General features: G+C 72.9%; 12 protein-coding genes. 7 read left to right on the forward strand and 5 right to left on the reverse strand.

What is annotated here, in order from left to right; genetic code table 11:
- Positions 1-48 precede the first annotated feature (48 nt).
- From ABZ479_RS15075 to ABZ479_RS15095, 5 genes are all read left to right on the forward strand, one after another.
- Complete coding sequence (locus ABZ479_RS15075; protein WP_500461989.1) at positions 49-771, forward strand: LPXTG cell wall anchor domain-containing protein; 723 nt, start codon at positions 49-51, stop codon at positions 769-771.
- A 116-nt stretch (positions 772-887) separates the two neighbouring features.
- A complete protein-coding gene (locus ABZ479_RS15080) occupies positions 888-2,213 on the forward strand; it encodes a WxL domain-containing protein (protein ID WP_500461990.1) in 1,326 nt (441 codons plus the stop codon).
- 69 nt (positions 2,214-2,282) lie between these two features.
- On the forward strand, positions 2,283-3,437 hold the full coding sequence (locus tag ABZ479_RS15085; RefSeq protein WP_500461991.1) for a DUF916 domain-containing protein: 1,155 nt from the start codon (positions 2,283-2,285) through the stop codon (positions 3,435-3,437).
- 5 nt (positions 3,438-3,442) lie between these two features.
- Positions 3,443-4,438, forward strand: a complete 996-nt coding sequence (locus ABZ479_RS15090) for a hypothetical protein (RefSeq protein ID WP_500461992.1) — start codon at positions 3,443-3,445, stop codon at positions 4,436-4,438.
- Positions 4,435-5,730, forward strand: a complete 1,296-nt coding sequence (locus ABZ479_RS15095; RefSeq protein ID WP_500461993.1) for a hypothetical protein — start codon at positions 4,435-4,437, stop codon at positions 5,728-5,730. The genes ABZ479_RS15090 and ABZ479_RS15095 overlap by 4 nt, the downstream gene beginning before the upstream one ends.
- 43 nt (positions 5,731-5,773) lie before the next feature.
- Here ABZ479_RS15095 and ABZ479_RS15100 read toward each other — a convergent pair whose 3' ends face one another.
- From ABZ479_RS15100 to ABZ479_RS15110, 3 genes are read right to left on the reverse strand one after another with little or no spacing between them, the layout of a single operon-like run.
- The gene (locus ABZ479_RS15100; protein WP_500461994.1) at positions 5,774-6,958 is read right to left on the reverse strand and encodes a dipeptidase; all 1,185 of its coding nucleotides are present in this window, start codon (positions 6,956-6,958) and stop codon (positions 5,774-5,776) included.
- A gap of 3 nt (positions 6,959-6,961) precedes the next feature.
- Positions 6,962-7,465, reverse strand: a complete 504-nt coding sequence (purE, locus tag ABZ479_RS15105) for a 5-(carboxyamino)imidazole ribonucleotide mutase (protein ID WP_499600295.1) — start codon at positions 7,463-7,465, stop codon at positions 6,962-6,964.
- A gap of 32 nt (positions 7,466-7,497) precedes the next feature.
- Positions 7,498-8,637, reverse strand: coding sequence for a 5-(carboxyamino)imidazole ribonucleotide synthase (locus ABZ479_RS15110; protein ID WP_500461995.1), 1,140 nt, complete (start codon positions 8,635-8,637; stop codon positions 7,498-7,500).
- Between the two features lie 106 nt (positions 8,638-8,743).
- Between ABZ479_RS15110 and ABZ479_RS15115 the strand changes: the two genes are divergently transcribed.
- Positions 8,744-9,298, forward strand: a complete 555-nt coding sequence (locus ABZ479_RS15115; RefSeq protein ID WP_500461996.1) for a GtrA family protein — start codon at positions 8,744-8,746, stop codon at positions 9,296-9,298.
- Between the two features lie 49 nt (positions 9,299-9,347).
- Here the strand turns inward: ABZ479_RS15115 and ABZ479_RS15120 are convergent, their stop codons facing one another.
- A complete protein-coding gene (locus tag ABZ479_RS15120) occupies positions 9,348-10,595 on the reverse strand; it encodes a sensor histidine kinase (protein ID WP_500461997.1) in 1,248 nt (415 codons plus the stop codon).
- Between the two features lie 47 nt (positions 10,596-10,642).
- The gene (locus tag ABZ479_RS15125; RefSeq protein WP_089222240.1) at positions 10,643-11,317 is read right to left on the reverse strand and encodes a response regulator transcription factor; all 675 of its coding nucleotides are present in this window, start codon (positions 11,315-11,317) and stop codon (positions 10,643-10,645) included.
- Positions 11,318-11,659: 342 nt separating this feature from the next.
- Between ABZ479_RS15125 and ABZ479_RS15130 the strand changes: the two genes are divergently transcribed.
- Positions 11,660-13,162 (forward strand): peptide MFS transporter, encoded by a 1,503-nt coding sequence (locus tag ABZ479_RS15130; protein ID WP_500461998.1) that lies wholly within the window; start codon positions 11,660-11,662, stop codon positions 13,160-13,162.
- Positions 13,163-13,697: the final 535 nt, after the last annotated feature.

Genomic DNA, 13,697 nt, shown 5'->3' on the forward strand with positions numbered 1-13,697 from the left:
CCACATCTGATGGATCGTCAGTAACTTCTGGGGGAAGGGAGACATCCGGTGTCGCTCCCCAAGCGCAAAGCGGCGGCGGCCGGGGTGCCGGCCGTCGTCGCCGTAGCGGCGGCGGTCGTCCTCGGCGCCGCCCCGGCCGCGTACGCGAAGGTCGTGGACGTCAAGTACGACTGCAAGACCCCGATCGGCGACAAGAGCGCCGTCTCGCCCATCGACATCACCGCCGCCAGGTCGGGGTCCGGCTACCGGATCGTGATGTCCTTCCGCAAGGGCGTGTCCTCCAGCCCCGTCGACCTGGGGAAGGGCGCCATGAACCCGAGCGCCGTCATCACCCTGGGCGGGGCCGACCGCGGGTCGCTCAAGGTCTCGGGCCCGGCGAACGCCGAGACCGTGCCCGCCAACACCCCGATCAAGATCAATGACCTGTCGGGCACGTATGTCCCGCGCGGGAGCGGCAGGGTCACCTTCACCGCGGGCGTGCTCACCATCAAGGCCCTCGGCACGACGACGACCTGCACCCCGGGGAACGCCCCGGGGCCCTCGCTGACCCTCGACGTCACGGCGGCGGGCGGCTCCAAGGGCGGCTCCGCGTCGGGTGGTTCGGGGGGTTCGAGCGGCTCGGGCGGGTCCGGGAGTTCCGGCGGCGAGTCCCTGCCGCAGACCGGACCCGAGGACGGCGCGGTCGCCCTCGGCACCCTCGGCGGAACCGTCCTGCTCGTGGGTGCGGCAGGGGTGCTGTGGCTGACCCGCCGTCCGGGGCACCGTATCTGACGATCCGTCAAATTCGGTCAGGCTTTCGCATTGACTTCTCTTGATCGCCGGACGTCAATGTCCGTCGTCGGTACAGAAAGGGACTCTGTGCCAGAAAAGTGATCAAGAGGTGCAAAATGATCGCCATTCCTCGTAAAGGCGCCTTATGGAGACGGAGGTCTGCCGCCGTCCTCGGGGCGCTCGCCCTCGTGCTGGGCGGCGGGACCCTCCTTTCGGGGCCCGTCGCCGCGGCGACCTCCACCTTCCAGGTGCACTGCGTACCGCCCGGCATCTCCGGCATCCCGCCGTTCGACGGGCCGACCGTCGCCGGCATCTCGGTCAGCGACACGACGCCGCAGGTCGGCGACACGGTCACCGTCACCTACGTGCTGGACGGCCCGATGGCCAACACCAGCTCCTTCAACCTCCCCATCCCCGAGGACCAGATCACCCCGACCGTCAAGGTGAGGCTCGGCGGTGCGCAGACGCAGGAGCTCACCCTCGTCGGCCCCAAGGAGAACCCGGTCATCCCGGCCGGTGCCCAGTTCCCGGACTTCACCATCACCGGCACCTTCACGGTCACCGCGCCCGGTCAGATCACCCTGACCCCGGGCGACTACAACGTGCACTCCGACTACGGCATCTCGGCCGACACCCCCTGCACCGTGCTCAACCCGCCCGCCCCCGTCGCCGAGACCCTCACCGTGAGCGCGCCCAACGGCCGCCACATCGCGCTCGGTTCCGCCTCCGGGCCGATCGGGGCCGAGGTCGCCGTCACCGGCACCGGCTTCACCGCCGGCGCCACCGTGACCGTCGCGGGCGTCCAAGGCGCGGCCGCCACCGGCGAGTTCACCTCCGTCACCGCCGACGGCTCCGGCGCCTTCAGTGCGGCGCTGACCGTCAGCGCCCTCGACACCACCGGCATCGTCGCCTTCGAGGGCGGCGGGTACGACCCGGCGACCGCCGCCGGGCCGGTGGCGTACACCGTCATCGACACCACCCCGCCGCCACCCGGCAGCCAGAAGCTCACCACCTCGGTGAAGGCGGGGACGCTGTCGATGACCCAGGCCGGGGACACCGTCGAGATGACCCCCGTCGACTTCGGGGAGGGCGGCCCCTCCACCGGTGCGCTGCGGACCGTGACCGTCAAGGACTTCCGCGGCGGGAACACCGGCTGGTCGCTCACCGGCAAGGTCACCGACTTCAAGGGGCCCGGGGGCGCGCTCATCGGCGCCGACCGGCTCAGCTGGCAGCCCGTGTGCGTCGCGGCGTCCGGCAGCCCCAGCACCTGTGCGGCGGGCTCCGCCGGCACCGTGGGCAGCGCGGGAGCGACGCTGGCCTCGGCGCCCGACGCGCCCCTCACCGGCGGTGAGTTCGCCGTGGACGCGGGGCTGTCGCTGGACGTGCCCGCGTACTCCGCCACGGGAAGCTACTCCGGAGTCTTGACCCTCACGCTCACCTGACGCACAGTCAGATAGCTCGGGTGGGCCGGTCCCGGCCGGCCCACCACCGGACCGCGAGGGAGCGCCGCCATGACCAGAGCCAGGGCCGCAGCCGGGGCCGGAGCCACGGTGTCCGGCGCGCTCCCGGCCGTCCTGTCCGTGCTCGGCGTGCTGTCCGTCCTCCTCGGGCTCGGCACGGTGTCCGCTCCCGCCGCCCTGGCCGCGGACAACGGCCGCTGGTCGGTCTTCCCTGCCCCGGCCGCCGGGGCGGCGGACCGCAGCCCCACCGCCCAGGAACGGCCCTTCTTCACCCTGGAGGCCGACCCCGGCACCACGCTCCGGGACAAGGTCTCCGTCTCCAACCTCTCCGGCGAGCCCATGACCTTCCGGCTCTACGGCGCCGACGCGTACAACACCCCGCGCGACGGCGGCTTCGCCGTGCGCGGCGCCGACGAGAGGAACACCGACGTCGGCTCCTGGATACGGCTGGCCCGCGGCAGCATCACCGTCCCGGCCCGCACCCGCGCCGACGTCCCCTTCACCGTCACGGTCCCCGCCGACGCCTCGCCCGGCGACCACCCCGGCGCGGTCGTCGCCCTCGACACCCGCGTCGGCACCGCCCCGGGCGACGTGCGGGTCGGCGTCCGCAGGGCCGTCGGGGCCCGCGTCTACCTGCGCGTCGCGGGACCCGGCCTCGCCGCCCTGTCCGTGGAGGACGTCGGCGTCGACCATCGCGGCCCGCTCCTCCCCGGCACCGGCGACAGCCGCGCCACGATCCGCTACACCCTCGTGAACCGGGGCAACGTCTCGCTCACCCCCCGGCTCGCCGTCACCGCGCGCGGCCTGTTCGGCCGCACCCTGCTGGACCGCCCGGCGCGCACCCTGCCCCTGGAACTGCTGCCCGGCCAGCGCGTCGAACTCACCGAACCCTGGGCGGACGCCCCCGGGTTCGACCGGGTCGGCGTGCGGCTGCGCGTCACCGCCGTACGCGGCGACGTCGACGAGACCGGCCACGCCTCGTTCCTCGCCGTGCCCTGGGCGGCGGTGGGCCTCGCCCTGGCCCTCCTCGGGGGCCTGGTCCTCCTGCTGGTGCGGATCCGCAGGCGGCGCCGGGCGGGGGAGACGGACCCGGCGGCGCGGGAGCACCCGTATCCGCCCGGCGGCACCGACCTCGCGGCCCGCGCGGGCGGCGGACCCGACGACCCCGGCGCCACGGGCGCGTCCGTCGGCGGCAGGACGGCGTGAGGCCCATGCGACGGCCCACCCACCGCATCCCGGCGGCAGCCCTCTGCCTGCTCGCGCTGCTCCTGGCGAACGCCCCCGTCCCCGCCGCGGCGGCCCCGAGCCCGGCGGTGACCGTCGCCCCCGGGGAGGCCGGCGTCGGCGGCGACATCACCGTACGGGGGACCGGCTGGCGGCCCGGCACCCTCCTGACGCTGCTGATCTGCGGCCGGAACGCGATCGGCGGCACCAACTCCTGCGCCAACGCGTACGGCCGGGCCGTCACCACCGACGCCCGCGGCGCCTTCCGCCGGGCGATGCCGGTGGCGGAGCCGCCCGAGCCCTGTCCCTGCGTCGTCCACGTCGCCACCGTCACCGGCGCGCACACCGTGGTGGACGCGCCCTTCGTGGTCGCCGGCCACCCCACCGCCCCGCTGCCCGAACGGACCGGCACGGGCCGGCTCGCCGTGCTCACCGCCCGGCTCGACGGCTCGAGCGGCCTGCTCACCTGGTTCGGCGCGCCGCCCGGCCGGCGCCTGGTGCTCACCGTCGGCAACCTGGGCTCGGGCCCGGTGGAGGACCCCGTCTTCCGGGTCGGCACCTCGCACGGGCTCTTCGGCCCGCAGTGGGAGGAGCGCACCTGGCGCGGCACCGTACGCCCCGGCGCGAAGGCCCGGGTCGAACTGCCCGTCGAGCTGGCGGCCGGCGCCCACGGCGACTACACCGTGACCCTGGAGCACGGGGGAAGGGTCCTGGTCACCGAGGGCTGGGACGTCCCGCGCCCCTGGGGCGTGACCCTCTTCTGGCTCCTGCTCTGCCTCGTCGTGCCCGCCGCGCTCTTCCGGCTCGGCATGGCCGTCGTCGACCGGGTCCGCCCGCGCGCCCCCGGCCCGGCGGGCCCGCAGCCCGGCTACGCACCCGTCCTGCCGTGGTTCACCCACGACCACCAGCCGCAGCACCGCACCGCTGAGGGCATCCCCAGGGCGGACGGCACCGCCCACCGCCACGAAAGGAACCCCTCGTGACCAACCGACGATCCCGGGCCGCCACCGCCGTCGGCCTCGCCCTGGTGCTCAGCGGTGCGGGCGTCCTCGCCGCGGCCCTCCCGGCGGCGGCCGCCGAGGTCGCGTACGCCACCGAGTGCACCCCGCCCGCGGCGTCCGGCCTGCCCAAGGTCGACGGCACCACCAAGGCCGACGTCACCGCGCCCGCCACCGCCGCGGTGGGCGACGAGGTCGAGGTGGTCTGGAAGTTCACCCAGGCCGCCTCCAAGAACCCGGACCTGATCGACCTCCCCGCGAACAGCGTCAAGCCCTCCGGCGAGGTCACCGTCGCCGGCGCCCAGAACGGCACGCTCGCCGTCGAGGGACCGCGCGAGAACCCGGCGATCCCCAAGAACAGCGAGATGAAGCTCTCCGACATGAAGGGCACGCTCAAGCTCACCGCACCCGGCGACGTGACGCTCACCCCCGGCGGCTACGCGATCAACGCCTTCTCCACGGACACCACCTGCGTGCCCACCGAGGACGTCCCCGTCGCCGTGACGATCAAGGTGACCGCGGACGGCGGCGGCTCCGGCACCCCGACGGCCACCCCCACGACCACCCCGAGCGGCACCCCCACCACGACGCCCACCACGACCCCGACCACCACGCCCAGCGGCACCTCCACCGGCGGAACCTCCCACACCGGCGAGGAGGTCGACGTCTCCTACGCCTGCAAGACCCCGATCGGCGACAAGAGCGCGGTCTCGCCGGTGCGGATCGACGCCGAGGAGAAGGGCGGCGCCTACGACCTCGTCGTCCACTTCGGGGAGTCCGTGATGGACAGCCCGGCCGACATACCCGCCGACTCCGTCAAGCCCTCCATGAAGGTCGTGGTCGGCGGCGCCGACCAGGGCGAGGTCGCCGTCGAGGGCCCCACCAACGAGGACCCCGTCAAGGCCGGCGACCCCATCGAGATCCCCGACCTCACCGGCACCTACACACCCGCCCACGACGGGCGGGCCACCCTCACCCCGGGCGTGCTGACCGTCGAGGCCCTGGGCACCACCACGACCTGCACCCCCACCGAGGACCCCGGGGTCTCGCTGACCCTGGACGTCACCGGACAGGAGGGCGGCATCACCGGCGGCTCCGGCGGGTCGTCCGGCACGTCGGGCACGTCCGGCGGCACGGGCACCACCTCCGGCGGTCTCGCCGCCACCGGTTCGTCCGACCGGGCCGCCCTGCACGCCCTCGCCCTCGTCGCCGGGACGGTGCTCCTCCTCGGCGGTGCGGTCTTCACGTTCACCCCGTGGAGCCGCCTGCGCCGCTGACCCGGCGGCGCGCGTACGCCGGGCCGGGGCGGTCACCGGACGCTCAGCCGTCCAGGTCCTCGATGGAGGCGGTGGAGGGGCCGCGCTTGCCCGCGAGCCCCGCCGCCACCGACCCGGCGTCGCGCAGCACCCGGACCGCGTTGCGCCACGCGAGCTTCCCGAGGTCGTCCTCGGACCAGCCGCGGCGCAGGAGTTCGGCGAACAGCCGCGGGTAGCCGGAGACGTCGCCCAGCCCCTCGGGGAGGTGGGCGACCCCGTCGTAGTCGCCGCCGAGGCCGAGGTGGTCGACGCCGGCGACCTCGCGCATGTGGTCCAGGTGGTCCGCCACGGTGCCGATGTCCGCGAGCGGCCGGGGGTGCTCGGCCGCGTAGGCCTCCTGGACGGCCAGGGCCTCCGGGGACTGGTCGAGCGGGTGCAGGCCGTGGGCCGCCATGTTCTCGTTCGCGCCGACGATCCACCCGGCGGCGGCCGGCAGGATGAACTGCGGCACGAAGGTGGCCATCGCGACGCCCCCGTTGCGGGGCAGCTGCTCCAGGACGTCGTCCGGGACGTTGCGGACGTGGTCGCAGACGGCGCGCGAGGAGGAGTGCGAGAAGATCACCGGGGCCTCGCTGACGCGCAGCGCCGCCCGCATCGTGCCGGGGGAGACGTGGGAGAGGTCGACCAGCATGCCGAGGCGGTTCATCTCGCGGACGACCTCCTCGCCGAAGGCGGTCAGTCCGCCGTGCCGCGCCTCGTCCGTGGCCGAGTCCGCCCAGTCGATGGTGTCGTTGTGGGTGAGCGTCATGTAGCGCACGCCCAGCGTGTACAGCATCCGCAGCACACCGAGGGAGTTGGCGATGCTGTGGCCGCCCTCGGCGCCCATGAGGGAGGCGATGCGCCCCTCGGCGCGGGCGGCCTCCATGTCGTCCGCCGTCACCGCGAGCCGCAGGGCGTCGGGGTGACGGTCGACCAGGCGCAGCACGCAGTCGATCTGCTCCAGGACGGCGACGACCGCGTCGCCCCCGGCGAGGTCGCTGCGGACGTACACCGACCAGAACTGCGCCCCGACGCCGCCGGCCCGCAGCCGCGGGATGTCGGTGTGCAGGTGGGCGGACTGGTCGCCGGAGATGTCACGCCGGTCGAGGTCGTAGCGGACCTGCTCGCGCAACCGCCACGGGAGGTCGTTGTGGCCGTCCACCACGGGGTGGGCGGTGAGCAGCTCCTGTGCGCGCGCGAGCAGGTCCATGGACTACTTCTTCCCTCCGAAACCGAAGCCGGCCGACCCCTCCACCTTGGCACGCAGGCGCTTGCCCTTCTCGGTGGCCTGCTGGTTCAGCTCGTCCTGGAAGTGCCGCATGCGCTCCAGCAGTTCGGCGTCGTGCGCGGCGAGCATGCGCACCGCCAGCAGGCCCGCGTTGCGCGCGCCGGCCACCGAGACGGTGGCGACCGGGACGCCGGCGGGCATCTGCACGATGGAGAGCAGCGAGTCCATGCCGTCCAGGTACTTCAGCGGCACGGGCACCCCGATCACCGGCAGCGGCGTCACCGACGCCAGCATCCCGGGCAGGTGCGCGGCGCCGCCGGCACCCGCGATGACCGCCTTCAGGCCGCGCTCCGCGGCCTGCTCGCCGTACGCGACCATCTCGCGCGGCATGCGGTGCGCGGAGACGACGTCGACCTCGTACGGCACCTCGAACTCGTCCAGCGCCTGGGCTGCGGCCTCCATGACCGGCCAGTCGGAGTCGGAACCCATCACGATGCCGACCAGCGGCCCAGCGGGATTGCTCACTCTTGGATCGTCCCTCGCAGGTAGTCGGCGGCGTGCCGGGCGCGCTCGCGCACCTCGGCCAGGTCGTCGCCGTAGGTGTTGACATGGCCCACCTTGCGGCCGGGCTTCACGTCCTTGCCGTACATGTGGATCTTCAGCTGCGGGTCCCGCGCCATGCAGTGCAGGTACGCCGCGTACATGTCGGGGTAGTCGCCGCCGAGGACGTTCGCCATCACCGTCCACGGCTGGCGCGGGCGCGGATCGCCCAGCGGCAGGTCCAGCACCGCGCGCAGGTGGTTGGCGAACTGCGAGGTCATGGCGCCGTCCTGGGTCCAGTGGCCGCTGTTGTGCGGGCGCATCGCCAGCTCGTTGACGAGGATCCGGCCGTCGCGGGTCTCGAAGAGCTCCACCGCGAGGTGGCCCACCACGCCCAGCTCCTTGGCGATGGTCAGCGCGAGCCGCTGGGCCTCGGAGGAACGGGCCTCCGGCAGCTCGGGCGCCGGGGCGATGACCGTGTCGCACACGCCGTCGACCTGGATGGACTCCACCACCGGGTAGGCGACCGCCTGGCCGTGCGGGGAGCGCACGACGTTCGCCGCCAGTTCCCGTACGAAGTCGACCTTCTCCTCGGCCAGCACCGGAACGCCCGCCCGGAACGGCTCGGCGGCGCCGGCCTCGTCGCGGACGACCCACACGCCCTTGCCGTCGTAGCCGCCGCGCACCGTCTTGAGCACGACGGGGTACCCCCCGCCCTCCTCGGCGAAGCGCGTCACGTCCGCCGGGTCGGCGACGATGCGGTGCCGCGGGCAGGGCACGCCGATGGAGTCGAGCCGCGCGCGCATCACGCCCTTGTCCTGGGCGTGCACCAGCGCGTCGGGCCCGGGGCGGACGGCGATGCCGTCGGCCTCCAGCGCCCGCAGGTGCTCGGTGGGCACGTGCTCGTGGTCGAAGGTGATCACGTCGCAGCCGGCGGCGAACGCGCGCAACGTGTCGAGGTCGCGGTAGTCGCCCACCACGACCTCACCGGCGACGAGGGCCGCGGAGTCCACGGGCGTGTCGCTGAGGAGCTTGAACCTGATGCCGAGCGGAATGCCCGCCTCGTGGGTCATACGGGCGAGCTGGCCGCCGCCGATCATGCCGACTACGGGGAATGTCACAGTCACCAGGATATCGGGGTACGAATGGCGCACCGACCGCCGTCCCCCGGGGGCCCCGGTTAGCATGAGGGTCACTGACCAGACACAGACGGGGCCGAACGATCACATGGACGGTGCGACCGGGTCCGCCACCCGCACAGGACTGCGGGACCGGCTGACGGCGATGTCCCGCGAGATCGCCAAGTTCGGCGCGGTCGGCGGGGCGGGGGTCCTGGTCAACATCGGGGTCTTCAACCTCGTCCGGCACACCACGGACCTCCAGGTCGTGCGGGCCAGCATCATCGCGACCGTCGTCGCGATCGCCTTCAACTACGTGGGCTTCCGCTACTTCACCTACCGTGACCGCGACAAGTCCGGCCGCACCCGCGAGCTGACCCTGTTCCTGGCGTTCAGCGCGGTGGGCCTGGTGATCGAGAACGGGGTGCTCTACACGGCGACCTACGCCTTCGGCTGGGACAGCCCGCTGCAGAGCAACGTCTTCAAGTTCATCGGCATCGGCGTGGCGACCCTGTTCCGTTTCTGGTCGTACCGCAGCTGGGTGTTCAAGGCGCTGCCCGTCCGCGAGACGGTGCACCAAGCAGAATCGTTCCTGGTCGCGAAGGGGAACGAGACCCCCGGCGCCCGGACCGGCGCCCCCGGCGCGCGCTCCTCCGCCCGCTGACCCCCCACCGGGACCCCGCGCGGTCCGCTGCGTCCCGCTAGCGGTCCCGCTAGCGCTTCGGCTGGTCCGCGCGCGCCAGGAAGAGCGCGAAGACCGGCGGACGCTGCTGCAGCAGCTCCAGCCGGCCGCCGTCGGCCTCCGCCAGGTCGCGGGCGACCGCGAGGCCGATGCCCGTGGAGTTGTGCCCGCTGACCGTGCGCTCGAAGACCCGCGCCCCCAGCTCCGGCGGCACGCCCTGGCCCTCGTCCGTGACCTCGACGACGACCTGCGTCCCGGTCACCCGGGTGGAGATCGCGACCGTCCCGGAGCCGTGCATCAGGCCGTTCTCGACCAGCGAGGCCAGCACCTGGGCCACCGCCCCGGGGGTGCCGACCGCGCGCAGCCGCTTCTTGCCCGCGGAGGTGATGGGCCGGCTCGCGCTGCGGTACGCCGGGCGCCACTCCTCCACCTGCTGCTTGATCACGTCGTCGATGTCGAAGACGACCGCCGAGCCGGTCCGCGGGTCCCGCGCGTTGGTGAGCAGCCGCTGCACGACGTCCGTCAGCCGTTCCACCTGACCGAGTGCGATCGTCGCCTCCTCCTTGACGGCCTCCTCGTCCTCGGCCGTCGCGATGATCTCCTCCAGCCGCATCGACAGCGCCGTCAGTGGTGTCCGCAGCTGGTGCGAGGCGTCCGCCGCCAGGCGCCGCTCGGCGGTCAGCATCCGGGCGATCCGCTCGGCGCTGCGGTCCAGCACGTCGGCGACCCGGTCCAGCTCCGGCACCCCGTAGCGCCGGTGCCGCGGCCTGGGGTCGCCCGAGCCCAGCCGCTCTGCGGTCTCGGCGAGGTCGGTCAGCGGGCTGCCGAGCCGGCGCGCCTGGCGCACCGCGAGGACGACGGCGGCCAGCACCGCCAGCAACGCCACCGCGAGGATGATCAGCAGGGTGCGGCCGATCTCCTGGCTGACCTTGCTGCGGGACTCCTCGACGGTGACCGTCTCGCCCTGCTCGCCGGTCTGCCGCGAGGAGATCACCTGACCCGTGGGCTTGGCGCCGATGGTGATCGGCGCCTCCCCGGGGATCCGCACCAGCGCGTACCGCCCGGGGGCGATCTGCTGGGCCAGCACCTCGCGGCTGATCCGCTCCTCGCCGATCATCCTGCTCTCGACGATGCCGATCAGCCGCACCGCCTCGGAGTCCACGCTCTCCCTGGCGCTGTTCTCGATCGTCCGGGCCTCCACCAGGACGAGGGAGACACCGAAGACGGCGATGACGACGAGCACCACGGCGAGCGTGGACTGGATGAGGCGGCGGCGCATGAGTGAAGCGTCTCAGACCGCGCGGACCGTCGGCGTGCCCGCTCTTCCTAGTTCTTCTCGAACCGGAAGCCGACCCCGCGCACCGTGGAGATGTAGCGGGGGGCCGCCGCGTCGTCGCCGAGCTTCTTGCGCAGCCACGAGATGTGCATGTCCAGGGTCTTCGTGGAGGACCACCAGGTGGTGTCCCACACCTCGCGCATCAGCTGCTCCCGGGTGACGACCCGGCCGGCGTCCCGCACCAGCACCCGCAGGAGGTCGAACTCCTTCGCGGTGAGCTGCAGTTCCTCGTCGCCCATCCAGGCGCGGTGCGACTCCACGTCGATCCGCACCCCCTGGGTGGAGGGGTGCTGGGCCTCGGAGGTGCCGCGCCGCAGCAGCGCGCGCACCCGGGCCAGCAGCTCGGCCAGCCGGAAGGGCTTGGTCACGTAGTCGTCGGCGCCGGCGTCCAGGCCGACCACCGTGTCCACTTCGTCGGCGCGGGCGGTCAGCACCAGCACCGGGAAGCCATGGCCTTCGGTGCGCAGCCTTCTGCACACCTCGAGCCCGTCCATTCCGGGCAGCCCCAGGTCGAGCACCAGAAGGTCGAAGGAGCCGAGCAGGGCGGCTTCGAGCGCCGCGGGTCCGTCCTCGCGCACCTCGACCTCGTACCCTTCGCGGCGCAGCGCGCGTGCGAGCGGTTCCGAGATGGATGCGTCGTCCTCGGCGAGCAGTACGCGGGTCATGCGCTGATGGTAGTCCGCCCGGAGAAAGCGCACGCCGGGCGGGCCGTGACCGTTGTGAGGTACATCTCAAGTCGTCCCATATAGCACATCTCGTGCTGCCATAAGGTAACCAAAAGCCCGAATCAGTCCAAGGGACCTCCGGCGCGCCCCACGCGCCGCAGGGGCCGCTCTGTGACGGGGCTGGTCCCCACCAGCAACCAGTCAACGACCTGTAGGCCGGGACCGCGCCTGTGAAGGCGTCGGTCGTGGATCCCGGTGCGCCCCCACGCGCCCCGGTGCCGGTCACCCCCCACCCGGGCGCGCACCGCTCTCGCAGCGCGTCCCGAGAAGCAAGGAAAGCCCATGGCGTCCAGCCTGACTGAGGGCCTCGCCGCGCCGGACTCCGGACCCAGCGGCAGGAACTTCCTCGGCCACCCCCGCGGCCTGGCCACCCTCTTCCTCACCGAGACGTGGGAGCGCTTCAGCTACTACGGCATGAGGGCGCTGCTCGTCCTCTACCTGACGGCCTCGGTCACGGACGGCGGCCTCGGCATGAAGGCCGCCACCGCCGGCGCCATCTACAGCGTCTACACCGCCACGGTGTACCTGCTGGCGATGCCCGGCGGCTGGTTCGCCGACCGCCTGTGGGGCCCGCGCCGCACGGTCGCCATCGGCGGCACGATCATCATGATCGGCCACTTCCTGCTGGCCGTGCCGGTGGAGGCCTCGTTCTTCGTCGGCCTGGTCTTCATCGCCGTGGGCTCCGGCCTGCTGAAGTCGAACATCTCGACGATGGTCGGCCAGCTGTACCCGGACCGCAACGACCCGCGCCGGGACGGCGGCTTCACGATCTTCTACATCGGCATCAACCTCGGTGCCTTCCTCGCGCCGCTCGCCATCGGCACCGTCGGCCAGCAGGTCGACTGGCACCTGGGCTTCGCCATGGCCGGCGTCGGCATGGGGCTGGGCCTGGCCCAGTTCCTCATCGGCACCAGGCACCTCGCGCCCGTCTCCAGCGTGGTCCCCACGCCGCTGGACGCCGCCGAGCGCGCCGGCCTGATGAAGAAGGCGCTGATCTGGCTGGCCGCCGCGGTGGTCTTCTACGGCGTCGTCACCTTCACCGGCCACTTCACGATCAACTGGGTGCTCTGGCCGCTCTCCCTGCTGGGGCTGGCGCTGCCGGCGTACTACTTCACCCGCATCCGCCAGGACCAGGAGCTCACCCCGGACGAGAAGACCAAGGTCGGCGGCTACATCTGGTTCTTCGTCGTGGCCGCCGTCTTCTGGATGATCTACGACCAGTCCGGATCGACCCTGACGGTCTTCGCCTCCGAGCACACCGCGTCCACCCTGTGGGGCTTCAACTTCCCCGAGAGCTGGTTCCAGTCCCTGAACCCGCTGTTCGTGATGGCCCTCGCCCCGGTCTTCGCCGCCCTGTGGATGACGCTCGGCCGCCGGAACCCCAGCACGACCGTCAAGTTCGCCCTCGGCGTCGCCGGCATCGGCGTCTCCTTCGTGGTGATGATGCTCGCCCAGGCCGCCGCCTCCGGCGACACCAAGGTCACGCCGCTGTGGCTGGCCGTGGTCTACCTGATCCAGACCACCGCCGAGCTGTGCCTGTCCCCGGTGGGGCTCTCGGTCACCACGAAGCTGGCCCCGGTCAAGTACGCCAGCCAGATGATGGGCCTGTGGTTCCTGGCCGTCACGGCGGGGGACTGTGTGGCGGCGATCCTGCAGCTGGTCATCGGCGACGCGTTCCTGTCGGAGACGTCCTTCGCGATCCAGGGGTTCGTGGCGCTCGCGGCGGGTGCGGTGTTCGTGCTCTACCGCAAGCGGGTCATCCGGCTCATGGGCGACGTCCACTGAGTTCTCCGTCGGCCGGTGGTTGTGTGCGGCGCCGCGGTGGTTGATGTTGGGGCGTTCATCCCACCCTCCCGCCCGATTGCCCGGCGCGGTCAGTGACCGCCACGCTGCGTGCGGTGTGGGGTCGGCGCCGCGCCGGGGTACCTCCTCGGCGCTCGCGGTTTACGTCCACATCGTCGGGCGCCGCACTTAACCGCTCGTCGCCTGTGGGGGCACCCCGCCACACCCCCTCCGGGAGGATGGGGCGACTGACGGCCGGACGGGGTGATGAAGCGGTCCGGGGGCACCCCGGTTGCCTCACTGCCCCCCCACCGGCCGTTGTGCGCGCAAACCGGCCGGAGGGGGTGTGTCGGGGTGCGCCCGGAAACGACGAGCGGTGGACCCGGCGCCCAAGGATGTGGGGGTAAACCGCGAGCGTTGAGGACGTGCGCCGGCGCGGCCCCGACCCCAGAACGACGTGCGAGACCCGCACCAATCGCGCCGGGCAATCGGGCGGGAGGGTGGGGGAAAACCGCAACCCCAGCCACAAACGACCCGC

Origin of the sequence: Streptomyces sp. NPDC005722, from assembly GCF_040630935.1 — a bacterium.
In the GTDB taxonomy this organism is placed as follows: domain Bacteria; phylum Actinomycetota; class Actinomycetes; order Streptomycetales; family Streptomycetaceae; genus Actinacidiphila.